Source organism: Propionimicrobium sp. BV2F7 (assembly GCF_000510445.1).
GTDB lineage: Bacteria > Actinomycetota > Actinomycetes > Propionibacteriales > Propionibacteriaceae > Propionimicrobium > Propionimicrobium lymphophilum.
This window is the reverse complement of sequence record NZ_AZIS01000004.1, coordinates 110,249-131,731: the sequence shown is the minus strand read 5'-3', so window position 1 is coordinate 131,731 and position 21,483 is coordinate 110,249. Positions and strand designations below refer to the sequence as shown.

General features: G+C 59.4%; 21 protein-coding genes and 4 tRNA genes. 17 read left to right on the top strand and 8 right to left on the bottom strand.

Going from position 1 to position 21,483, the window contains the following annotated elements:
• Positions 1–35: 35 nt before the first annotated feature.
• Entirely contained in the window at positions 36–266 is a 231-nt protein-coding gene (locus HMPREF1255_RS04975; protein ID WP_036917180.1) for a hypothetical protein, read from the bottom strand.
• Between the two features lie 107 nt (positions 267–373).
• Here HMPREF1255_RS04975 and HMPREF1255_RS04970 point away from each other — a divergent pair, with 107 nt between their 5' ends.
• Positions 374–889 carry a nitroreductase family protein gene (locus HMPREF1255_RS04970; protein ID WP_024111200.1) on the top strand — a complete coding sequence of 172 codons (516 nt, stop codon included), beginning with the start codon at positions 374–376 and terminating at the stop codon, positions 887–889.
• Here the strand turns inward: HMPREF1255_RS04970 and HMPREF1255_RS04965 are convergent, their stop codons facing one another.
• A complete protein-coding gene (locus HMPREF1255_RS04965) occupies positions 890–1,963 on the bottom strand; it encodes a branched-chain amino acid aminotransferase (RefSeq protein WP_024111280.1) in 1,074 nt (357 codons plus the stop codon).
• Positions 1,964–1,970: 7 nt separating this feature from the next.
• Positions 1,971–3,359 carry a hypothetical protein gene (locus HMPREF1255_RS09815; protein ID WP_155948483.1) on the bottom strand — a complete coding sequence of 463 codons (1,389 nt, stop codon included), beginning with the start codon at positions 3,357–3,359 and terminating at the stop codon, positions 1,971–1,973.
• A 148-nt stretch (positions 3,360–3,507) separates the two neighbouring features.
• Here HMPREF1255_RS09815 and HMPREF1255_RS04950 point away from each other — a divergent pair, with 148 nt between their 5' ends.
• Positions 3,508–5,454, top strand: a complete 1,947-nt coding sequence (locus HMPREF1255_RS04950; RefSeq protein ID WP_024111121.1) for an NAD(+) synthase — start codon at positions 3,508–3,510, stop codon at positions 5,452–5,454.
• Here the strand turns inward: HMPREF1255_RS04950 and HMPREF1255_RS04945 are convergent.
• Both HMPREF1255_RS04945 and HMPREF1255_RS04940 read right to left on the bottom strand, forming a co-directional pair.
• Entirely contained in the window at positions 5,451–6,209 is a 759-nt protein-coding gene (locus HMPREF1255_RS04945) for a PIG-L family deacetylase (RefSeq protein ID WP_024111197.1), read from the bottom strand. The two genes, HMPREF1255_RS04950 and HMPREF1255_RS04945, sit on opposite strands and share 4 nt — an antisense overlap.
• Complete coding sequence (locus HMPREF1255_RS04940; RefSeq protein ID WP_036917178.1) at positions 6,202–7,422, bottom strand: glycosyltransferase; 1,221 nt, start codon at positions 7,420–7,422, stop codon at positions 6,202–6,204. Before HMPREF1255_RS04940 ends, HMPREF1255_RS04945 begins: the two co-directional genes overlap by 8 nt.
• Before the next feature lie 129 nt (positions 7,423–7,551).
• Between HMPREF1255_RS04940 and HMPREF1255_RS04935 the strand changes: the two genes are divergently transcribed.
• On the top strand, positions 7,552–8,430 hold the full coding sequence (locus HMPREF1255_RS04935) for a D-hexose-6-phosphate mutarotase (protein WP_016455321.1): 879 nt from the start codon (positions 7,552–7,554) through the stop codon (positions 8,428–8,430).
• A gap of 77 nt (positions 8,431–8,507) precedes the next feature.
• Here HMPREF1255_RS04935 and HMPREF1255_RS04930 read toward each other — a convergent pair whose 3' ends face one another.
• Positions 8,508–9,488 (bottom strand): ribose-phosphate pyrophosphokinase, encoded by a 981-nt coding sequence (locus HMPREF1255_RS04930; RefSeq protein WP_024111048.1) that lies wholly within the window; start codon positions 9,486–9,488, stop codon positions 8,508–8,510.
• A gap of 145 nt (positions 9,489–9,633) precedes the next feature.
• On the opposite strand from HMPREF1255_RS04930, the gene HMPREF1255_RS04925 reads away from it, so the two are divergent.
• Both HMPREF1255_RS04925 and HMPREF1255_RS04920 read left to right on the top strand, forming a co-directional pair.
• Complete coding sequence (locus tag HMPREF1255_RS04925) at positions 9,634–11,325, top strand: AMP-binding protein (RefSeq protein ID WP_024111184.1); 1,692 nt, start codon at positions 9,634–9,636, stop codon at positions 11,323–11,325.
• Entirely contained in the window at positions 11,322–12,761 is a 1,440-nt protein-coding gene (locus HMPREF1255_RS04920) for an FAD-binding protein (RefSeq protein ID WP_016455324.1), read from the top strand. Before HMPREF1255_RS04925 ends, HMPREF1255_RS04920 begins: the two co-directional genes overlap by 4 nt.
• Here the strand turns inward: HMPREF1255_RS04920 and mptB are convergent.
• Positions 12,758–14,269 (bottom strand): polyprenol phosphomannose-dependent alpha 1,6 mannosyltransferase MptB, encoded by a 1,512-nt coding sequence (gene mptB / locus HMPREF1255_RS04915; protein ID WP_024111210.1) that lies wholly within the window; start codon positions 14,267–14,269, stop codon positions 12,758–12,760. The genes HMPREF1255_RS04920 and mptB overlap by 4 nt on opposite strands.
• Positions 14,270–14,417: 148 nt before the next feature.
• Here mptB and HMPREF1255_RS04910 point away from each other — a divergent pair, with 148 nt between their 5' ends.
• Positions 14,418–15,374, top strand: coding sequence for an enoyl-CoA hydratase/isomerase family protein (locus HMPREF1255_RS04910; RefSeq protein ID WP_024111252.1), 957 nt, complete (start codon positions 14,418–14,420; stop codon positions 15,372–15,374).
• Here HMPREF1255_RS04910 and HMPREF1255_RS04905 read toward each other — a convergent pair.
• Positions 15,371–16,267, bottom strand: coding sequence for an exodeoxyribonuclease III (locus HMPREF1255_RS04905; protein ID WP_024111276.1), 897 nt, complete (start codon positions 16,265–16,267; stop codon positions 15,371–15,373). The genes HMPREF1255_RS04910 and HMPREF1255_RS04905 overlap by 4 nt on opposite strands.
• A 107-nt stretch (positions 16,268–16,374) precedes the next feature.
• Between HMPREF1255_RS04905 and HMPREF1255_RS04900 the strand changes: the two genes are divergently transcribed.
• The 11 genes from HMPREF1255_RS04900 (at position 16,375) to nusG (ending at position 21,468) form a co-directional block, all read left to right on the top strand.
• Complete coding sequence (locus HMPREF1255_RS04900) at positions 16,375–16,782, top strand: hypothetical protein (protein WP_028822174.1); 408 nt, start codon at positions 16,375–16,377, stop codon at positions 16,780–16,782.
• Positions 16,783–16,898: 116 nt separating this feature from the next.
• A tRNA-Tyr gene (locus tag HMPREF1255_RS04895) sits at positions 16,899–16,984 on the top strand.
• A gap of 125 nt (positions 16,985–17,109) precedes the next feature.
• Positions 17,110–17,182 (top strand) — tRNA-Thr (locus tag HMPREF1255_RS04890).
• A gap of 90 nt (positions 17,183–17,272) precedes the next feature.
• Positions 17,273–17,345: transfer RNA gene (locus tag HMPREF1255_RS04885), tRNA-Met, on the top strand.
• Between the two features lie 292 nt (positions 17,346–17,637).
• Complete coding sequence (rpmG, locus tag HMPREF1255_RS04880; RefSeq protein ID WP_016455329.1) at positions 17,638–17,808, top strand: 50S ribosomal protein L33; 171 nt, start codon at positions 17,638–17,640, stop codon at positions 17,806–17,808.
• A gap of 104 nt (positions 17,809–17,912) precedes the next feature.
• A complete protein-coding gene (locus HMPREF1255_RS04875; RefSeq protein ID WP_024111026.1) occupies positions 17,913–18,338 on the top strand; it encodes a MaoC family dehydratase N-terminal domain-containing protein in 426 nt (141 codons plus the stop codon).
• Complete coding sequence (locus HMPREF1255_RS04870; RefSeq protein WP_016455331.1) at positions 18,335–18,742, top strand: MaoC/PaaZ C-terminal domain-containing protein; 408 nt, start codon at positions 18,335–18,337, stop codon at positions 18,740–18,742. Before HMPREF1255_RS04875 ends, HMPREF1255_RS04870 begins: the two co-directional genes overlap by 4 nt.
• Positions 18,743–18,800: 58 nt before the next feature.
• Positions 18,801–19,889 (top strand): UDP-N-acetylmuramate dehydrogenase, encoded by a 1,089-nt coding sequence (locus tag HMPREF1255_RS04865; RefSeq protein WP_231376328.1) that lies wholly within the window; start codon positions 18,801–18,803, stop codon positions 19,887–19,889.
• 130 nt (positions 19,890–20,019) lie between these two features.
• Positions 20,020–20,092, top strand: a tRNA-Trp gene (locus HMPREF1255_RS04860).
• A gap of 112 nt (positions 20,093–20,204) precedes the next feature.
• Positions 20,205–20,573 carry a preprotein translocase subunit SecE gene (gene secE, locus HMPREF1255_RS04855; RefSeq protein WP_016455333.1) on the top strand — a complete coding sequence of 123 codons (369 nt, stop codon included), beginning with the start codon at positions 20,205–20,207 and terminating at the stop codon, positions 20,571–20,573.
• Positions 20,574–20,586: 13 nt separating this feature from the next.
• On the top strand, positions 20,587–21,468 hold the full coding sequence (nusG, locus tag HMPREF1255_RS04850) for a transcription termination/antitermination protein NusG (RefSeq protein WP_016455334.1): 882 nt from the start codon (positions 20,587–20,589) through the stop codon (positions 21,466–21,468).
• Positions 21,469–21,483 lie beyond the last annotated feature (15 nt).

Sequence of the window (21,483 nt, the reverse complement as noted above, 5' to 3'; positions counted from 1 at the left end):
CGCTTGCCAGGAAAATGCTTGCCCGCGGCCTTCGGCTAGTACTTTCGCAACACAGGATCTATGCGCATGAAGAAGGCTACGGCCAGCGTGAAGATACCGCAGAACGCGAGCGTCATCCAGGAGGGGAAGATGCCTGGTGCGATGCCGAAGAGCATCGTTGCCAACGCGACGGCACCACCAGCGACCATGCTGAACGCGGACATGACTCGGCCAAGCTGTGCGCTGCGCTTCCAATGCTGAGCCGGCTGCGTAGTCGAATTCGTCACCAAGAAAGGCTAAGTGCACCTACAAATCAACGACGAAAAGTGTCTCGGAAAAATGCCAACCTGCTAATTACAGCTTTTTTGGGCCTTACTGCTTTTAGAATTGGTCAATGGCTACACCAATACACGAAATCAATGATTTGTTGCGCGGGCGTTGGAGCCCACGCAATTTTGACGCCACCCACGATATAGCCCGCGAGGACATCGACCTAATGCTCGAAGCTGCCAGGTGGGCGCCCTCGGCGATGAACCGGCAGCCGTGGAAATTTATCGTCGGCCTGCGCGACGAAACCCGTGAACGCATTGATAAACACGTGCGCGGCTACTCGGATTGGGCGTTGGATGCCAGCGCGTTGATCGTCAATTGCTACCAGAAAACCCCGGATTCGGCGCTCGACTTCGCCCTTTACGATCTGGGCGGGGCCGTGGCGCACATGAGTGTAGAGGCTGAGGATATCGGCGCGAAGCTGCGTCAATTCGCCACTTTCGACCGCGATGGTCTGGCCAACGAATTTGGGCTGGGCGACGAGTGGATCCCAGTCACCATCTGCGCGGTTGGTACGCCAGGTGAGATGGCCAGCTCGTTCGGACGCGAGCGCAAACCCGCGTCCGAACTGACCTTTTAGTTAAGCGACTGGGGTGAGCCAGCCGAAGGTGTCTTCTCGTTTGCCCAGCTGTATGCCGGTGAGGTGTTCGCGAAGCGCCATTGTCTTTTCGCCTGGCTTGCCGTCCCCGACGCTCACCTCGAAGTCGGGCGCCTTCAGACCGATGACCGGGCTGATCACTGCGGCTGTTCCGCAGGCGAGTGCCTCGGTGATCTGGCCCGACGAGATCTGCTCGCGGACCTCCGCCAGCGCCAGCTCCCTCTCCACAGGCTTGAGATCGTGGAATTCGGCGAGTTTCAGCAGGGAATCCCTGGTTACGCCAGCGAGAATATTGCCGTCCAGGGCGGGGGTAACCAGTTCGTCGTCCTTGGTGACGACGAAGAAGTTCATCGTGCCACCTTCCTCGATGTTGGTGCGGGTGGCCGAATCGAGCCACAGCACCTGTCCGCAGCCGTTCTCGTGCGCCTGCGCCTCCGCGGCCATGGAGGCCGCGTAGTTTCCGCCGCACTTGGCCATTCCGGTGCCTCCGGAGGCCGTGCGGGAATAATCGGGGGTGACCCAGAGCTTCAGCGGTTCCGGGTAGAAGGGTGATGCCGGAGTGGCGATGACCATGTAGGTGTATTCCGCCGCCGCGCGAACGCCGATGAGTGTTTCGGAAGCGAACATGAACGGACGCAAATACAGGCTGCGTTCGCCATCCCCGTTCGGCACCCAAGCCTTGTCCGCGGAGACGAGCTCGAGAACCGAATCCAGGAAGTCCTGCTCGGGCAGGGGAGCCATGGCCATTCGACGGGCCGAGGCGGCGAACCGTGCCGCGTTCATTTCCGGACGGAAAATCCAGACGCTGTCGTCGGCGTGCCGGAAGGCCTTTAGCCCCTCAAAAATCTCTTGCCCGTAGTGCAGGGCGGCAGTTCCCGGATGCAGCTGCAGCGACTCCCGTCCGATCAGTGCGCGATCGTGCCAGCCCTTCTCGGGGCTCCAGCGGGCGAGGGCGCTGTGGTCGCTGAAATATTTTCCGAAGCTCGGCTTCGCCAGCGCTTCGGAGATTTCCTTCGGACTGGAGAACCCGGCACCTTCTGCAATCGGGAATGCCATTCGCTAATTACTCCTTGGTTTCGTTTTCATCGTCGGTTTGAGCCGGGGCCTCAGTCTGCTGTTTTGCATCCTGCTCGGGAGCTGCACTTTGCTGAGCCGGGGGAACGAAGAATTGCTGGGCGGGCTGGTTCTGGTAGTTCGGCTGGAACTGCTGGGAACCAATCTGCTGGTTGTTGTTGGTTAGGTTCTGGGCGGTCTCTTGAATGTTGTCGACGATGTTCGCGACTCCCTTAGAGCCAAACTGGTCGAGAATCGAGAACGCGATGATGGCCAAAGATGCCACCAGCGCCAAGAAAATGCCGAAACTCAAGGATAGGCCGATGTAATCATTGGTGAGCACGCTGACCATAACGATGATCGTGAACACGAGGGCGAGCATGCCGGAGCCCAAAGCGACCCAGGCCAGCTGCTTGCGGTATTTGAACTCCGGAACGACCAGCTTAACGGCGAAAGCAGCGATTGCTATCAGGCTCACTAAGAACGCGCCGATGCCGGCGAAACCATAGCTGAAAGCGTTGTAACCGAAGCTGGAGTCGAAAATTCTCGCGCTAGACCAGGGGAAAAGTGTGCTTAAAAGCAGCACAATGCCCGAGATACCGCCGAGGATCGGCCAGCGACGACTTTCCTTGGCCATCAGTTTGCTGATCTCTTGGCCGGCCTGGGATGCGGTTCGGCTCAGATCGTCGAACGCGCTGCTCTGATTTTGCTGGTTGCTCTGGGGCTGCCCGAAGTTCTGCGGAGGCTGCTGAGCGAATTGCTGATTATTCGGGACGAACTGCTGGGGACGTCCCTGTTGAGGCTGGAACGCCTGAGGCTGTGCCTGGGGTTGAATGCCCTGCGGGCGATCTGCGCGCTGTTGGACGGGCTGTTGGTTGAATTGCTGGCCCTGCTGGAAGCCCTGCGGCTGACCCTGTTGCTGGCCTTGGAAAGCTTGCTGGGGTGGGAAAGGCTGGCCTGGCTGGGGCGGGAACTGGTTGCCCTGCGGCTGACTGGGGAACGGTCGGGGAGGCTGGCCCTGGAAAGGAGGCTGGCCGGGGAATGGACGTCCCTGGAACTGCTGCGGGTGTGGCTGGCCAGGGAACTGCTGGGGCGGGAACTGCTGGCCGGGGAAAGGACGGGGAGGCTGGCCCTGGAACTGGCCCTGAGGAGGGACGGGTTGTCCGGGCCTCTGGAACTGACCGTAGTTCGGAAAACCTTGAGGCCCCGCCTGCATAGGTGCTTGATTGGAGGCGCTGCGGCTGGCGTCAGCCTCCTGGCCGCCGAAAGGGCCCTCCGTCGGGACTGGATTAGCAGCCTTTTCGGGCGCTTCGGATCGAGCGTCGCCGAGTTGTTCTGGTTGGGCTTCCTGATTTTCCGCAGGGTTGAAATCTTGGTTGCTATTTTGATCTTGCGACACTTTTTCCTCCAAGCTTGCTACTTAACTCCCAACTTTACAGACATAGCCGAATCTGCGCAGCGACAAATTACGGGGTAAATCAGCCCGTCGATAAGGCTTCGACGGGATAGGCGGAATCTGAATTGCACAAGGTTTTAGAGTTAGACGTGTGAACCGCAATCTGTATAGCCAAGGCTTTGTCCGGGTGGGCGCATACAGCCCACGCATCTATCTTGGGCAGCCTAAAAAGAACGCCGAACAAGTAATTTCCGTCTCCAAGAAAGCCAGCGACGAGGGCGTCGGGCTGGCGGTATTCCCGCAGCTCTGCCTGACCGGCACGTCGCTAGGGGATCTTTTTACCTCGAACTCTATGCTCTCGGCTGTGCTCGATGCCTTAGAACAGATCATCGAGGCCTCTCGCGAGCTGCTGCCCGTCATAGTGGTTGGCGGGCCGATGGCGATCGGGGCTAAAACCTACAATTGCTCATTTGTCGTTCACCGCGGCTCTTTGATTGGCGTAGTGCCCAAGAGATTCTTGAATGCGGAGGAAAAGCGCTGGTTCTCCGTCGGCGAGGGCCTGGAACTGTTCACCGAAATTTTCGACGAGGCAGTCGCGGTCGGCTCAAACTTCAACGTTCAGGCAGTAGACCTGCCAGACTTCACGATCAGCTTCAGTCTAGACGCCCCCGGAGTCGGCGCGGACGCAGCTAGCGCAGTGCTCTCCGGCGCTACGGTGCTGGTTTGGCCAAGCGGTGCGCCCGCCGTGGCAGATAGTTTTTCGCGCAGGCGCACTGCGATCGCTGCGGAATCGGCCAGGCTAAGCTCCGCGATCGTCTCCGCGGCTCCCGGGCTGGGCGAGTCCACCAGCGAATCCGCCTGGTCGGGCGGCTGCCTGATCGCGGAGAACGGCGAGGTTCTGGCCGTCAAATCTGGGGCAAAGGAAAACGCCGTAACAGCAGACGTCGATCTGGACTTGCTGGTCGCTACCCGCAGGGCCAACGATTTTGCAGGCCGGGAACGCGCAGAAATGGCCAGCAGACAGATAGAGCTCGGCGCGCCCAGCGGGGATCTTGGCCTGCAGCGCAGCGTGCCCAGGCAGCCATTCTTCCCCGCCGGTGACGAAAGCTACGCGGAAATTTTCGAGCTCCAGGCGTCCGCATTGGAGACCAGGCTTTCGGCAATCGGCGGGTCGAAAGTAGTCCTGGGGGTTTCCGGTGGCCTGGACTCCACTCACGCGTTGCTCGTCGCAGCCGAAACGATGGACCGAGCCAAGCGTGGCCGCGATGAAATCCTGACTTTTACGCTGCCCGGTTTTGCGACGACGTCACACACCAAGTCCAACGCTCAGCGGCTCGCGGAGGCGCTGGGCGCCTCCTTCGAGACGATCGACATTCGCCCAACAGCGGAACTAATCCTCAAGAACATCGGTCACCCGCTCGACGAATACGACGTCACATTCGAGAACGTCCAGGCGGGCGTGCGCACGGATTACCTGTTCAGGATTGCCAATCAGCGGGGCGGAATCGTGCTCGGCACCGGCGATCTGTCGGAGCTCGCGCTCGGTTGGTGCACCTATGGGGTCGGCGACCAGATGAGCCACTACGACATCAACGCAGGGCTGCCGAAAACTCTTATGCAGCAGTTAGTGCGTTGGGTGATAAAGACCGACAGGTTCGGGGCTAAGGTCAGCCGGGTGCTCCAGTCGATTCTAGACACCGAAATCACGCCCGAACTGATCCCGACCGCTGGCGACGCCAAGCCGCAGTCGACCGAAGGCAGCATCGGCCCATACAACCTGCACGACTTTTTCCTGTATTGGATGCTCTTGGGCTACGAACCCACCAAGATCCAGTTCTTGGCGCAACACGCCTGGGCGGATGCCAGCAAGGGGCAGTGGCCCGACGGCTTCCCAGAAAGCTCGAAGGTGGAATATTCGGCTGATGAAATCAACCGCTGGTTGAAGGTATTCCTGCGCAGGTTCACCACACAGCAGTTCAAGCGCACAGCAAGCCCCTCCGGGCCCGCACTGCTAGGCGGCGGATCCCTCTCGCCAAGGAACGGTTGGGTTGCCCCGAGCGATGCGAACGCGGAAGTATTTCTGGAGAACCTCGACTAGCGGATGCCGATCTCGGTGTGAAACTCCTCAGTGTTTCCGCCGACGTGACGCACGTGATCTTCGCAGACCGTCAACTGGGTTCGGTAGAAACCGAGCGCTTCGCGCAGCTTCGGCAGCTTGTCTGAAAAATCGAAGTAGGTGAACCCTCCTTGCCCGGGCTCAGACGCGATCTCGTAGAAAGTGACGTCAAGGTCGGCGCATGCCTTCTTGGCGATCTCGTGGGTCCGGACATGGTCGGGGTGGTTGTAGCTGCCTCCCGCGTCGTAGCTGATCACCGCGCAGGGCGATAGCTCTTCGATCGCAGCCATGAGATCGGCGACGGCCTCGTCGAAGTCGGATTTGGTTAGGGAATCGGCGCCGGTGTTCTCGTCGGGGCCTGCCATGCCCTCTCGGATCCAGCGCATTCCGGAGTCCTTGTATTCGCGGGGCTGCTTACCGCGCGTTCTGGCAGGGTACTCGCCGAGGAAAAACCTGCGATGGATGCCTAGCTTGGCGCAGGCGTCGGACAATTCGGTTTTTCTCGCCAGCACGAGATCTTCTTCGGTGATGTTGTCGGGCAGCACGCCGGAGACGACCTCCCCCTGCTCACCGCGGGTGCAAGTGATCAGATCGACAACCGCATTGTTCTCGGTCAAAGTCGCGATGAGCGTGCCGGTCTGCAGAGTTTCGTCGTCGGGATGGGCATGGACGAAAAGAAGTCGTTTGCCGCTTAGCCTTCCACGGTCTTCGCTCAAGATCTCGATTAGGTCAGTCATTATTTCGCCTTGCCTTGATCTGGTTGTAGGTCGCCGCGAGTCTTTCCGCCGAGTCCGCCCAACTGTGTCTTTCGGCGAACTTGCGAGCGGATTTGGCGTATTGAGCTCTAGTGCGCGCGGAGCCGGTGAATTTCTTTATCGCCTGCGCCCAATTTTTCGGGTTGCGATTGTCTAGCAGGATTCCGCTGAGCCCGTCCGCGACGGATTCCTCCAGACCGCCTGCGCGAGACGCGATAACTGGCACCCCGCTCGCAGCAGCCTCGAGGTTGATCAGCCCGAACGTTTCCGAATAGCTCGGGTTGAGCAGCACGCACGCGCCGCGAATCATGCGGGCAAGCTCTTCGCGCTTCTGGGTGCCGAGGAAAATTACCTCGTCCGCAACGCCCTTTTCGATGGCTAGATCCTGCAGTCGATCTTCGTAGTCTGCGAATTCGCTCGCCGCTTGACCCGCAATTACCAGCCGAGGCTTATCTGTCATCTCGGCAAGGGCTTTGATGGCAAGGTCCGCGCCTTTAAGGGGTTCCAGTCGGGCGGCGAATAGCGCGTAGCAGCCCGACCAGTTCCAGTGCCGTTCCCGGCAGCTCAGCGGCCTGAACAACTCGAGGTCGACGCCGGGGTGGACAACCGCGATCGAATCGGGCGTAACGCCGTAGCGCTCGATGATCGTCCGCTTCTCCGCTTCGCTGACGGTGACGGTCAGGTCCGACTCGTTCGCCGTCATTCGTTCGCCTTTGATCCTGCCCGGCGATTCAGCCTTCTCGCCTGCGGCGGGATCCGTCGTGTCTGCTGGGGCCGCGACCGAGTGGAAGGACTGGACGTGCGCGATTCCGGCCTCTTTTGCGACAGGCAGGGCCGCCATGCCGGAGAACCAGTGCTGAGAATGGATCAGCCCGGTATTTGAGCCGGGGCCCGCTAGCCAATCTTTCAGCGCCGAGGAAAATTCATCGATGAATTGTTCCTGCTCGGATTTCGCCACCGGGTGCTTAGGCCCGACGGGAAGATTGAAAAGCCGCACGTTGTCCGCGATCTCTACGCAGTCTGCCGAAGGTCCGTCGCGTCTGGTCACCAGGTCGACGCCATAACCCAGCTGTGCTAAAGAAAGAGCCCAGTTAAGTTCGACTACGTTCATTCCGCCAGCGTCGGGGGTGCCCGGTTCAGCGACCGGAGACGTGTGCATCGACACAAAAGTTATGCGTCGCTCATTAGTGTTCACCCAAAATAGCAAACCACACGCCAGTGACATTTTCTAAAAAGAATGAAGGATATTCGGGCGTTGAGAACAAATAGGTAAAAATTGGCCCAAGGTCTTCCGTGTAAACACAATTGCGTTTATCGTCTGGTTATGGATTTTGTTGATTTGCCGGCCGGGTTGAGCCTGGTCGAAGAGCCTATGCGCGGTATCAAAGTTGATACGCAATTGTGCACTGGGCTAGTGCTTGAACATGGCGCACACGTGGTTGAGTGGACGCCGAAGTCCGCATCTGATCCTGTGCTGTGGATGAGTGAGAAGTCGGATTTCGCCGACGACAAACCGATCCGAGGAGGCGTGCCGATCGTCTACCCTTGGTTTGGTCCCGGCCGAAAAGGTACCGAGCAGCCTGGGCATGGGTTTGGGCGTCTAGCGCCGTGGCGTCTGATGTCTGCGAAGGTCACCGATCGTGGGGCGGCGCACCTGGTATTCCAGATGAACGCCAAGGACGATTCCCTGTTGGGGGTTAATCGCTACCCAGAGGCAACCGTCGAGCTGCATCTTTCGATGGGTTCCGTGCTGCAGATGTCGTTGGTTGTGACGGCCCGCGAGCACAAGATCGACTTCGAGGAGGGGCTGCACACCTACTTCACTGTTGGCGACGTCAGAAAAATCAAGATCAACGGCCTTGACGGCGAGCCCTACACGGATAACCTGACCGGCAAGTTTCACAGGCTAGAGGGCGATTTAACTTTCGACGCCGAAACGGATATTCGTTTCGACACGGTGAAGAACCCCAGGATCGTCGACGAAGAGTTGGCTCGCGTGATCAGCATCGAGAGCGTGGGCGCTAGCAACGTCGTGGTTTGGAACCCGTGGGTCGACAAGTCGAAGGCGATGCCGGACTTCGGTGACGACGATTGGCCGGGAATGGTTTGCGTCGAAGTGGCGAACGCCAGGAGCGGCTCACTGGTGCTTGCGCCGGGGGAGCGTCACGTCATGAGCCAAGTAATCACGGTCAGAGAGATTTAAGCTCTGCCGGTCTAAATGTTTAAGGAGAGGAAACCCCGTTGTGGGTTTCCTCTCCTTATTCTTAGGTACTGAGAGTTTTAGAACAGACCCTCAAGATCTTCCGGCGGGGCAAACGTCGGATCGACGTCCTTGAACATCTTGCTAACCGAGCGGCCCTTATGGATACGTTCGATGGCCTCGGCGAACAGCGGGGCGACCGTCTGCACCTGAAGCTCTGGCCAGTGCAGGGGAGCTGGCAAGGTGTCGGTGGTGATGACCTCTTTAATGAAGCTCTCCGCGCGCATTTTCGCCACGGCTTTCCCGCTAAACAATCCGTGCGTGCATGCGACGCGGGCATCCAGCGCACCGAAATCTTTCAACCTGCGACATAGCGCGATGATCGAACCGCCGGTTGCGATCTCGTCGTCCAGAACGATGGCGTGCTTGCCCTCGACGTCTCCAACGATGTTGTCGATGACCACCTTGTCGTCACCGAGGCGACGCTTGGATCCGGCCGCGACCTGCAGGCCGAGAAGGCGGGAGAACTGGGTCGCGTTCTTTGCGTTGCCCAAATCGGGCGAAACCACGACCGAATTTTCTAAGTCGCTTTGGAGAAAATAATCGGCGAGGACCCCGAGCGCCGTCAACTGGTCTACGGGGACGTCGAAGAAAGCCTGCACCTGAGGTGCGTGCAGCTGCATCGTGAGCACCCGGGAGACGCCGGCGGTGACCAGCAGGTCCGCCACGAGCTTGCCGCCAACGGAAATCCTGGAAGCGTCCTTCTTGTCCGAACGGGCATAAGAATAGTGCGGGATGACCGCGGTGATCTGGGAGGCCGATGCGCGCCTCGCCGCGTCGATCATCAGCAGAAGCTCCATCAGGTGCTCCTGAGTTGGGGGAGTCAACGGCTGGACTAGGTAGACATCGCGCTGCCGAACGTTAACCATCAGTTGCGCCTGCAGGCAGTCGTTGCTGAACCTGCTGATTTTCGCGTCAGAAAGATTTATATCCAGATGATCACAAATTTCCTCGGCCAACTCCTTGTGCGCTGAACCCGAGAAAACCACGATGTCTTTCACGTTGAAAACCCCTAGCGGCGAGAAGACTATTTATAAAAGAAGACTAACGCTTATAGGCGGGTCTTTCATGTCGAAGTCGAACACCATTCTTCCGTCAAATTTTTCATCTCACCAAGCTGTTGGGCCTTTGTGAAAGAATTGGATCATGAGACAGCGTCGTAACCTCAAGCCAGACCCAGCATGGACGAAGCATTATCAGCATGGCGTTAAGCCAAGAATTGTTCCGCCGACGGAGTCGTTGGCCGAAATGTTCGCTCGTTCCGTCCAGCAGGCTGGCAAGAAGACGGCAACTGTTTTCTTCGACGCAAAAACAAGCTACAAAGCGCTAGGCGACCAAGTCTCTAGGGCCGCCAATTCGCTGCGCCGTATGGGGGTTCGCCCCGGCGACAGGGTGGCCGTGTTGCTGCCAAACTGCCCGCAGCATCTGGTGGCCATGTACGCGATCTGGCGCATCGGGGCGGTGCTCGTCGAACACAACCCGCTCTACACCCAGCCCGAGCTCGAGACGATGTTTGCCGACCACGACGCCCGCGTCGCCATCGCCATGGACTCCGTGGTGCCTAAGCTGAAGAAGATGCCTCGAAACGTGCGTCCCCGTACGATCGTTTCGGTGAATCTGCTGCACGCGCTTCCGAAGCTGAAGCGGATGGCCCTTTCGCTGCCGTTACCCAAACTGCGTAAGATGCGCGCCCAGCTAAGCAGTGGCGATAGGGGCTCGGTGACCTGGGAGGAGATGCTCTCGGCCAAGCCGATCAGCAATCGGGTGCCGTATCCACAAGTAAATTCTCTGGCAGCAATCCAATACACGTCCGGCACCACTGGCAAGCCCAAGGGCGCCATGCTGACCCACTTCAACCTCTACTCGAACGCGCTGCAGGGTGCCGCCTGGATGCGCGGGGCCGAAACAGGCAAGGAAACCAGCTATGCGGCGCTTCCCATGTTCCACAGCTTCGGCATCACCATGCACGTCACCTTCGGCGTGCTCAAGCAGATGCGTCAGGTGCTGTTCCCCAAGCCGGACACCGACTTGATCGTCTCGGCGATGAAGAAATACCCGGCAACCGTCTACTGTGTGGTGCCGATCCTCTACCAGCGCACGGCGGAAACCGCCCGCAAGCGTGGCGTCTCGCTGAAGAGCTGCAAATACTGCATTTCTGGCGCCGCTGCGCTGCCCGATTCGACGCGCACCCTTTGGGAGAAGGTTTCGGGCGGGCTGCTCGTTGAGGGCTATGGTTTGACGGAGGCGTCCCCGGTGGCCCTCGGCAACCCGTTTTGGAAGTCCAGGCGTCCGGGCACCATCGGCATTCCTTTCCCGTCCACTTTGATGAAGGTCGTCGACGACGAAGGCAACCAGGTGTCGCCGAACACTCCCGGTGAGCTGCTGCTGCAGGGGCCGCAGATCACCCAGGGGTACTGGCACGATCGTGAGGCCACCGAACAGGTGCTCAAGGATGGTTGGCTACATACCGGCGACGTCGTCACCGCTGATGAGGACGGCTTCGTGACAATCGTCGCCCGCAAGAAGGAAATCATCGTCACCGGTGGCTTCAACGTCAGCCCAGCAGAGGTCGAGGAAGTGTTGAATAGCCACGAGGGAATAGTCGAATCTTGCGTGGTCGGGCTGCCCACCGAGCGCGGCGACGAGGAAGTCGTTGCCGCCGTTGTGCTGAAACGAGACGTCAAGCTGGACACCGAGGAGACGCGCAATTGGCTGAAGAAGCAGCTTGCCGCATACAAGGTGCCCCGAAAATTCTTCCCCGTCGACGAAATCCCGAAGTCGATGCTGGGCAAGGCACTGCGCAAGCAGACCCGAGACCAGATTCTGAGCAACCTGTGAGGGATAACCAGATAGCGCCGCCAGCCAGGCGCTATCTGACGGACGTTGTTGTCTTAGGCTGCGGCGCCCCGGGTCTGCTGGCCGCTCTTCGAGCCAGAAGGGCCGGCCTTGAGGTGACCGTCCTAGACGTGGGCGATGGCCGCGATGAGAACCTGCTGTGGATCCCTGAAAGTTATCACTCGGCCAGGAACTACCTAGATCAGGTGTTGGGCGACGCAACCGTCGAACAGTCTCAGCGCAGACACGATTTTTTGCAGGCGGCCACCTCGCTGCCACAGCTGTTAGCCGAGTTCGGTGTCGGGCTCGCTAAAACGAAGATCCGGGACAACTATCCGCAGCTTTCATCAGCCTCGAAAGGCCGGGTGTGGCGAGTCATCTACAAGGAAAAATTTTGGAACCTGGCGAACGCAGTCATCGATTCGTCGGTTCTGAAGATGCAGTTCCTCAGCGTCGCTGCTCAAGAGGAGGTCAGCGTTTGGAGCGTTGAGGGTCTGGAGGATCTGGTTTGGCGTGACGGACGAGTTATCGGACTCAGGGTTCGACGTGCTGGGACGCCGATAATAGTCGAGGCCAATTTTGGGGTCGTGCTGTCAAGCGGAGGTTTCGGCCAGAACGTGAAGCTGCGCAGGCGTTTCCTTCCAGGCACTAGGGCGGATCGCCAGCTTGAGGTCGACGGTGATGGGTGCGTCATCGAGGCTGCCGTCAACCACGGCCTCGACCTTGGTGCGATGGCTCGCACGTGGTCGTCGATCGGGATGCAAGATCCGCTTGGCGAGGGCTGGGTGGACGCCACCGAGGCCGTCCGGGCTGGCCATTCGATGCTCGTGGATTCCGCTGGCCTCAGGTTCTGTGACGAGTCCGAGCCGCCGGAGGTGCTTGCCGAACGATTTGAAAAGGCCTGGTTAGTTTTCGATTCGGCACACCGAAAGACGGTTCCGCTGGGCTCGCTGAAGCCCGGGCACGTGCCCCGGAAGGCGGCCGAGAACGGGGGACTGCGAAAGGCAAAGAGCCTCGAGGAGCTCGCGCGAGTGATCAGGGCTCCCCGCCTTACCGAATCCGTAAAACGGTTCAACGCGATGGCGGATGCCGGTAACGACCTGGATTTCGGACGAGACTGGCAGATTCTTGGCAACGAAGAAAATGCCGGAATTAGGGGCAGGCTGACCCAAGCCAGGCAGAGTCTCGGCTCGTTAGCCAGACGCGGCAACGGGCTAACTAACGGGCCCTTCTATGCGGTTGAGATTCGCCCGTGCGACGCAGGCACCAAGGGCGGAATAATCGTCGATTCGCAGGCCCGCGCCCTTCGCGGTGGCGAACCCGTCCCAGGCCTATACGCCATTGGCTCTGCTGCCGCCTCGATCTGCGAACTTCGTAGCCCGGCTACGGGGACGAGGGCAACCGAGCGGCTCTGCGGAGCGGCCCAGATAGCCTTTTAGGCGCCGTCCTCCGTCGAGATCCGATTTTTCAGCAGATGCCGGCGGGCGAGCAGCCAGATGACGCCGATGAGGGCGATGCCCAGCGCGGTGGAGTCGTTGCGCCAGGCCATGTTGATGCCGTCGTAGCACAGCAAAACGAGAGTGAACCAGCAGGCGATCTTGACTGCCTTCGGGCTAGGTTTCGCCCACGGCAGCGCGATCCAGCCCCAGAGGATGTACCAGCTGCGCAGCGCCGGAGCGCAAATTGCCGCGGCCAGGTATCCCCACGCGATAAACGCGCGCGGCTTTTTTCTCGCCACGCTCAGCGCTAGGCACGCCACTATCGCCGCAGCCACGGCGATGCCCAGGCTCCTGGCATAGTGAACCGCTGCACGCCCGGTGGGGTCGATACCGAGCATGTCGACGAATATCTGAACCACCTGGCCGGCTAGCGTGAACGGCGCCACCGTTATGACGCGTCCCGGGACATTGACGGCCTCCAGCCAACCGAATCCAAGCCTCGTCGCGAGGCTGATTAGCGCGAACACTCCGATCGCGATGCCCAGGCTGATTAGTGCCCGCGTCGCGATCACTGCGACGTGTCTTGCCCGCCAACTCGTCCAGCGTTTGGAGATCAGTGGCAGGGCATAAGCCACAAGAAAAGCCGGTTGTTTGATGGCGGCGCTCACGCCGATCACTGCGGCACCGAGCAACCACATGTTGTTGGCTAACAAGCCAAATGTTCTGGATTTTAATCCCGCGACCCAGACAGCCAGCACAACCAGCCCCATCATCAGGGAGTCGTTGTGCGCACCGCCTACGAAGTCGATCACCAGCAGCGGGTTAAGCACGGCGAACCAGGCTGCGAACGCGGGATTCGCGCCCACCTGACGACTAACTCTAGGGGTGAAAGCGCTGATCATCGCGACGCCAATTAGGGCAGGGATTCGCTGCAGAACCGCGGCGAGGTAAGGCTGTCCACCGCTAAGCAGCACCAGAAGATGTTGGATGCGCAGGCTCAGAGGACCGTAGGGTGCAGTAGTGTTTCGCCACACCCACGCAACCTGGTCTGCAAAGGGGCCAGGCAAAACTGCTGGGCCTGCGTCGTAAGGGCTGATGCCGTTGACCAGCTGCCAGCCCTGCGCCGCGTAGGAATACGCGTCGTGGCTGAATATCGGGGGAGCCAACAGAAACGGCGCTGACCAGATCAAAAGAACTGCCCAGTGCTTAATGTTTCTGTACGGCTGTTCCTTGCTTGCCTTCGACCCGGGGCGCAGCCTGAGCCAGGCATCCACCAGAAGCAGAAGCCCCGTCATAGTGACGAGGGTACCCAGAATCCTGAACGGCATCCCCGTCATCGATAGGCGGTCTAGCCAGCGCCAAATGGGCGTCGATCTGGGCAGGTAGGCGGCGGAGATACTGCCCAGCGCGATCAGCACAGTGCCTAGAAAACCCCGCTTGACGAAACGCGCGCGCCAGGCGGCCGCGATGTCCGCAGCCACCCTCGTTCGGAGTTTGATTCCTGGCATGATGTAATACCTTACTGTTACGCCCCGATAAATTATTACCGGCGTTGGCCCGAAAGGTATCCGCCCTAGTGAAAAACGCATAGGCAGTAGGGCGGCCAGAAGCCGGGCCACTAAAATCGCTAGTGGAGTAGGCGACGAAAGGATCCAAGTGAGCGACGAAGTCCTGTTTGAAATTAACCGCGGGGTGGGCAAGATCACCCTCAATCGTCCGAAGGCAATTAACGCGCTGACAAGCGACATGTTCAGGAGCCTAGATGCCAAGCTAGACGAGTGGGCCGAAGACGAGCGCGTCGAACGCGTCGAGCTCACTGGCGTCGAGGGACGCGGATATTGCTCTGGCGCCGACATTCGCGCGTTGCGCGAGTTGATCGTCGAGAAGGGCGACGGCTCCCCGTTGCGTGAATTTTTGGAGCTCGAGTACGACGTCGATGCCAAGATCGTCAGGTTCCCAAAGCAGTTTGATTCTTACCTGTTCGGGGTTTCTATGGGTGGCGGCTTGGGGCTGTCAATGCATCGCGGAGGCGCGGGCAAGCGCGTCGCTAAGGCGGACCTCAGGTGGGCGATGCCGGAAACCGGCATCGGGCTGTGGCCAGACGTTGGAGTGACGTACGAGCTGGCCAGGATGCCCGGTGAACTAGGCACCCACCTGGCGCTAACCGGAGCCCCCATCGACGCCGCTTCTGCTCTGTATGCGGGCGTGATTACCGAGGTCGAAGGCGACGTGGCCCCGGCTAATTCTGCGCTGGCTAAGAACCAGCCGTGGATCGACGAGTGCTACAGCGGCGACGATCCGGTCGAGATTCTGCGTCGGCTGGAGGAGCACCCGATAGCAGCAGCCCGCGAGACTGCTGAGCTGATTCGGGGTCGCTGCCCGATGTCCGTTTGCGTTTCGCTCGAGGCCGTTCGTCGCGCTGCGAAGGCAAAGGACGTCTTCGAGGTGCTCGATCAGGACATGGCCCTCGGCCGCGCATGGGCCAAGCAACCCGAAGAATTCGTCGAGGGTGTGCGCGCCCAGCTGGTGGACAAGGATCGTCAGCCGCGTTGGCGAAACCAGCGTGTCGAGGAAGTCGATCCTGCTGAGGTGCAGGCCAGGTTCGAAGCCTAAATCTTGTAGTCGATGGCTAGCGCCGCGTGATCGCTCACCCTCGACGCATAGTCGGGGGCTCTCCAGACCTTGGATGTCTCGGCGCGCGCGGCCAGCTTCGGCGTCGCCAGCTGGTAGTCGATGCGCCAGCCCGCGTCGTTGTTAAAGGCTTTGCCGCGCCAGCTCCACCACGTATACGGGCCTTCCTCGCCAGGGTGTAGATCTCGGCTGACGTCGACGAGTGAATCGGGTGAGATGATCGAGTCGAGCCATTGCCGTTCTTCCGGCAGGAACCCGGAGGACTTCTGGTTGCCCTTCCAGTTTTTCAGGTCGAGGTTGGTGTGGGCGATGTTGTAGTCGCCGACGATCACCAGTTCGCGTCCGGTCTGCGCAGAGCGCTTCAACATTTTGGAAAGCTGCTTCGCGAACCCGGACAAGAACGACATTTTCGAGTCGTACTTGGCTTTGGCGTTTTCCAGATCCTTGTTTCGAGTGTTGTACGGCGAATCGCCTTTGGGTAGGTACAACGATGCGACAGTGACGGGTGCATCGGCAAGGTCCACCTCTATCCAGCGGCCTGCCTGCCTGAAATCTTCGAGCTCCGGCTCCAGCGGAAGCTCGTCGGGAGTGTCTAGCTCGGTCTGCTCGACGCCCACGAGCTGCATCGACTTGCCGTTCCAGGTGCGCACGGCTTTCGGGGCGTTGCGCGTCATGATCGCGACGCCGTTACGCCCCGCAAGATTGCCTTCGCAGTAGCTGACGTGATAATCGCCAAACGAATCCGGCAGCTGCTCGGCGCGGCAACGCACCTCTTGAAGGGCGATGACGTCGGCGTCCACGTCTGACAGCCACTCGACGAAGCCACGTCGGGTTGCGGCCCTGATTCCGTTTACGTTGAAGGTGACGATTCGCATGGATCTCAGGATACCTAAGGCAAAATCGTCGCCTCGAAGGTTGAACTTGGCTTTCCAAGCAGTTTCGTCTACCCGATAATTAAGAAAACCAACTAGATTTGTTCGCCATGAAGAAGTGGCGCACGAAGTCGGCGGTTGTTGCAGTTATAGCGGCTTGGGTCGCTCCCGTTGCGGCGCTCGCAAGCTATCTGCTGCTCGTGGCCGCATATGGCGGCGTCGGTGGGGCCGCGACGACGCTAATCGGTCTAAGCATGGCCGTGATCGCGATCTTCGCGCAGGCCACCGCGCTGATCTCTGCCCTGCTTGCCGCAGCCAAGAACAGGGAAAGGGTGCGCGCCGGCGCCATTATTTTGGCGACGATTCCTCTAGCACTATTGGTTTATGCGGCATATGCGTTCGCGCAGACAAACACCGCGAGCGACGTCTTCGGCCCGCTCGTTTTCATCTACTCAGGCATCGCGCTGCTGATATCTACGCTGCTTATTACGTTGCCCGAACACCTCGGAACGCGCTGAGTTCCGCCAGTATTGCCCGATTTTTGTCATCTCGCAGAATTCTGTTAGAGTCTTGCACTGCTGGTCATCAAGTTTGAGCGTTCGCTACGCGGGCACGAAGATTTGAAGCTTTGCAAGGCAGCTTGCCCGAGCGGCCAATGGGAGCGGTCTGTAAAACCGTCGGCTTACGCCTACGATGGTTCGAATCCATCAGCTGCCACCAGAGGACGCCCCGCGGGTGCGGGGCTCTTTTGCTCTGTGAAGCAAACCGGCAAAAACAATTTCAGGGTTAACTTGCGCTGAATTTGTTTATCAGTTGGCTCGTCGGCTAAATTAGTTCGTCGGCTGGCCCCGATAGCTCAGGTGGTAGAGCGCATCCTTGGTAAGGATGAGGTCCGCAGTTCAACTCTGCGTCGGGGCTCTGTTGGTGGCAGACCCGCAACCGCGTGGGTTAACCAAAAACCGCCCTTGCCGGGGCGGTTTAAGTTTCCTTAGGGATGTTGCCGGCAATGGCGGGATAGCTCAGGCGGTAGAGCAAGCGGCTCATAATCGCTGTGTCACGGGTTCGAGTCCCGTTCCCGCTACGAACGATTGAGCCGAGCAAAATGCTCAAGCTTGCTTGAGCATTTTCGAGGCGATTGAGTTCGTTTGAGTCGATTTAAGATGAGACACGAACGATTGAGCCGAGCGAACTGCTCAAGCTTGATTGAGTATTTCCGAGGCGATTGAGTTCGTTTGAGTCGCGAAGCGATGAGATACGAACAACAAAAGGCCAGATGCCCGGAGCGTTTGGCTAAAGCTCGAATCGCGGGGCTTGTGTCGGCAGGCTCTACGACGAAGGCATTTAGATAACGCAGACCAATAGAGAAGGTAACGATGGCTAAGAAGTCTGGGGACGTTCGTCCTAAGATCACGCTCGCTTGCACCGAGTGCAAAGATCGCAACTACATCACCAAGAAGAACCGTCGCAACACTCCCGACCGCCTCGAGGTGAAGAAGTTCTGCCCGCGTGACAACAAGCACACGCTGCACCGCGAGACTCGCTAAATAACTTTTTAAAAAAGCCGCCTTCGGGCGGCTTTTTATTTTGTCCAACCATCTAGTAGACGCTTACAGTCCGCAGTCTTTCGTCTCTGGCTAAACTGGCACACGTGGCTATTTCGTCAGAACACATTGGACGCTCGTACCCGTCCACTTCCGTATACGAGGTGAACGCCGAGAAGATCGCCGAATTTGCGACGGCTCTCGGTGACGATAATCCGGCATATTTCGGCGACGACCCCGTCGCCCCGCCAACGTTCCCCGCGGTCATCGCGTCCAAGGCCTGGGGGCCATTCTTCGACGACCCGGACCTGGGCTTGGCGTTGCATCGAACGATTCACGCCGATCAGCGTTTCGACTATGAGCGTCCGCTGCGCGCTGGAGATCGCGTGAGCGCAAAACTAACCATCACCAAGGTGCGCAACCGCGGCAACGTGAACATGGTCACCATCGACGTAGAGATTTCCGACGAGCAGGGTAAGCGTGTCGTGACCGCGACCAGCCAGTTGATCCACACCGCAGAGGAGCAGCAGTGATTGACGTTCAGATCGGCCAGGAACTGCCCTCGCTAGAGATCGAGGTCACCAGAACCACAGCGGTCATGTATGCGGGTGCGTCCGGGGATTTCAACCCAATCCACCACTCGGATCACGCCGCACAAGCAGTCGGCATGCCCCAGGTGATAATTCACGGCATGTGGACCATGGGTGCGGCACTTCGGGTGGTCACCGATTGGATCGGCGACCCGACCAGGGTGGTTAACTACTTCGTCCGCTTCACCAAGCCGCTTCCGCTCCCTGACGACGGAGTGGGGGCGAAGATGCTCGTCACCGCCAAGGTGAGCGCCGTCGACGAAGGCCTTGCCACCATCGCCATCGAAGCCAAGAATGGTGAAGAAAAACTTCTAGGAGCCGCGAAAGCGCAGGTGCGTCTTGACTAGCATCAATTTGAATTTCGATCCGTCCGATTCCAGCGCTTGCCACGTCGAGAGAGGCTCGGTGGAGAACCTGAGCCGTTGGCAGCCGTCCGCTGATTCGAGCCTGGCCGCTCGCACCACCACCAGGGTGGGCGGACCCGCGAAGAAACTCGTCGTAGCTAGAAGTTCCGAGGAGATCGTCGACGCGGTAAAGGCCGCAGACGAGGCTGGCGAGCCGCTGCTGGTTCTGTCAGGTGGCTCCAACATGCTAGTCAGTGACGAGGGTTTTGACGGCACTGTGGTGCAGGTTGCGTCCAGGGGCGTCACCTTCGATCAATCCGACTGTGGCGGAGCTATGGTTCGCGTCGCAGCGGGAGAGGTGTGGGATAACTTCGTCGAGTTCACGATCACCCAGGGCTGGGTGGGCCTCGAGGCGCTTTCGGGTATCCCCGGCCTGGTAGGCGCGACCCCGATTCAAAATGTCGGAGCTTACGGTCAGGAGGTCGCCACCACCATCGCCCGCGTTCGCACCTGGGATCGCCAGGCAGGGGAGCAGCGCACTTTCACCTTCGACCAGTGCGGCTTCGGCTATCGAGACTCGATGTTCAAGCGTTCCCTGGCAGAGATGGGCGAAGGAGCAGTGACCGGGCGGTACGTGGTGCTAGAGGTCTGGTTCCAGTTCGAGCTTGGCTCGATGTCCACCCCGATCGCCTATAAACAGCTGGCAGAAGCGCTGGGCGTCGAGATCGGACAGCGGGCGGACGCGCGCGAGGTTCGCGAGGCGGTTCTCAAACTGCGTGCCAGCAAAGGCATGGTGCTCGATGAGGCTGATCACGACACCTGGTCGACGGGTAGTTTCTTCACCAACCCGATCCTCTGCGCAAAAGACGCCGCGAAACTTCCTGACGAGGCGCCCAAATTCGAGCAGGCCGACGGATCCGTGAAATCTTCTGCCGCCTGGCTAATCGACCACGCGGGTTTCAAGCGCGGCTATCCAGGCGAGGGCGCGGCGACGCTGTCCACCAAACACGTCCTCGCCCTGACGAACAGGGGAGGCGCGAGCGCCACCGAGCTCGTCGAATTGGCGACGAAGGTGCGCGACGGAGTCGAAGAGACCTACGGCGTTAAACTCGTTCCCGAACCCGTCCTCGTCGGATTGAAACTGGGGTAGGCGAAGCGAAAATTGCAGCGCCGATGCAAGGTCCATTTTTCTGTTGACAAATTTGGCGCTAGACTACTGATCTTGGTGGCTCAGTTGCGGCTGTTTACAGCAGGCCGGGGCTGTAAACCACCCCTTGAATAGGGCAATAGCTCAACTGGCAGAGCAGCGGTCTCCAAAACCGCAGGTTGGGGGTTCGAGTCCCTCTTGCCCTGCAAAGCGGGGCGGATAAGTCTCGCACGCGGGTTTCGACTGAAACCCGCTTTTTAAGATCGAATAGCTTTCGTATCGGCTCCGATGCGAGACGCAGCGCAGATAAGGAAAACGGTGGCTGATAGCAACAAGCGTCCAGACGACTCGGTAGACGAGCCGTCCAAAAAGACGTCCCCTTCCGCCGAAGAAAAGACCTCAGATCTTGCTGCCGCCAAGCCGGTAAAACGCAAGCACACGCAGGCCCCTGTCAAGAAAGCCAAGCCAACCAAGAAGCGCGGCGAGGTAGCTGAGAACGAGAGCGTCGGCCCGATTAGGTTCGCCAAGCAGTCCGTTAGCGAGTTGAAGAAGGTCGTATGGCCGACCGGCGACCAGACACGCCAGTATTTCATTGTGGTTTTGGTCTTCGTTCTGTTCATCATGACTGTCGTCGCCGGGCTCGACGCCCTGTTCGGCTGGGGCCTCCTGCAGGTCCTGGGCCGCTGATTAGGAGATTTTCATGACTCAGACCCCTAACGACGATCAGGATTTCCTCGAAGACGGCCAGCTCGCTGGCGAGGTGAACGAGGAAACTGGCGAGGTGGACATCGATCTTTCGGCGCTCGGTCTCGGCGAAGAAGAGCCCGAGACAACCGAAGAAGCAGAGATCAACCTGAACTTCGACGCTGACGAGGAAGAGGAAACTCCCTCCGAACCCGAGATCAACCTCGATGCCCTTTCCGAAGACGAAGAGTCCGAAGAAGCCGAAGATGCGGACGACACCGAGCAGGCCTTGGAGCGCGAGCTGGCAGCCCTTGAGGACGAGCTTCGCACCAAGCCCGGCGACTGGTACGTCGTGCACACCTACTCGGGCATGGAAAACCGCGTAAAACAGAACATCGAGGCCCGAATCGTTAACTTCAACCTCGAGGACGAAGTCTACGAGGTCATTGTCCCGACCGAAGAGACCGTCGAGGTCCGCAACGGTCAGCGCAAGAACGTCACCCGCACATTCATGCCGGGCTACGTCCTCGTTCGCATGGACATGACCGACGAGGCCTGGCAGGTCGTTCGTCACACTCCGTCCGTTACGGGCATCGTTGGCTACGAGAACCAGCCGGTTCCGCTGTCCATCGACGAAGTGATGAACATGCTCAAGCCGCTTGTTGTTTCCAAGGTTGCTGCAGAGACGAACGCTCGCGCCAAGAAGGTCGACAAGATCGTTGTCGCCGACTACAAGGCGGGCGATTCGGTCATGGTCACTGACGGCCCGTTCGCTGGTGTTCACGCGACGATCGTGGAAATCAACGCCCACAATCAGAGGGTTCGCGCAAACGTCGAGATTCTCGGCCGTGAGACCCCTGTTGATCTGACTTTCGAGCAGATTCAGAAGGTTATCTAATCCGCCCGTCTTGCA

Coding starts and splice junctions, on each gene's coding strand:
- HMPREF1255_RS04970 (WP_024111200.1), top strand. CDS start 374: ATGGCTACACCAATACACGAAATCAATGATTTGTTGCGCGGGCGTTGG.
- HMPREF1255_RS04965 (WP_024111280.1), bottom strand. CDS start 1,963: ATGGCATTCCCGATTGCAGAAGGTGCCGGGTTCTCCAGTCCGAAGGAA.
- HMPREF1255_RS04945 (WP_024111197.1), bottom strand. CDS start 6,209: ATGACTGACCTAATCGAGATCTTGAGCGAAGACCGTGGAAGGCTAAGC.
- HMPREF1255_RS04935 (WP_016455321.1), top strand. CDS start 7,552: ATGGATTTTGTTGATTTGCCGGCCGGGTTGAGCCTGGTCGAAGAGCCT.
- HMPREF1255_RS04925 (WP_024111184.1), top strand. CDS start 9,634: ATGAGACAGCGTCGTAACCTCAAGCCAGACCCAGCATGGACGAAGCAT.
- mptB (WP_024111210.1), bottom strand. CDS start 14,269: ATGCCAGGAATCAAACTCCGAACGAGGGTGGCTGCGGACATCGCGGCC.
- HMPREF1255_RS04905 (WP_024111276.1), bottom strand. CDS start 16,267: ATGCGAATCGTCACCTTCAACGTAAACGGAATCAGGGCCGCAACCCGA.
- HMPREF1255_RS04900 (WP_028822174.1), top strand. CDS start 16,375: ATGAAGAAGTGGCGCACGAAGTCGGCGGTTGTTGCAGTTATAGCGGCT.
- rpmG (WP_016455329.1), top strand. CDS start 17,638: ATGGCTAAGAAGTCTGGGGACGTTCGTCCTAAGATCACGCTCGCTTGC.
- nusG (WP_016455334.1), top strand. CDS start 20,587: ATGACTCAGACCCCTAACGACGATCAGGATTTCCTCGAAGACGGCCAG.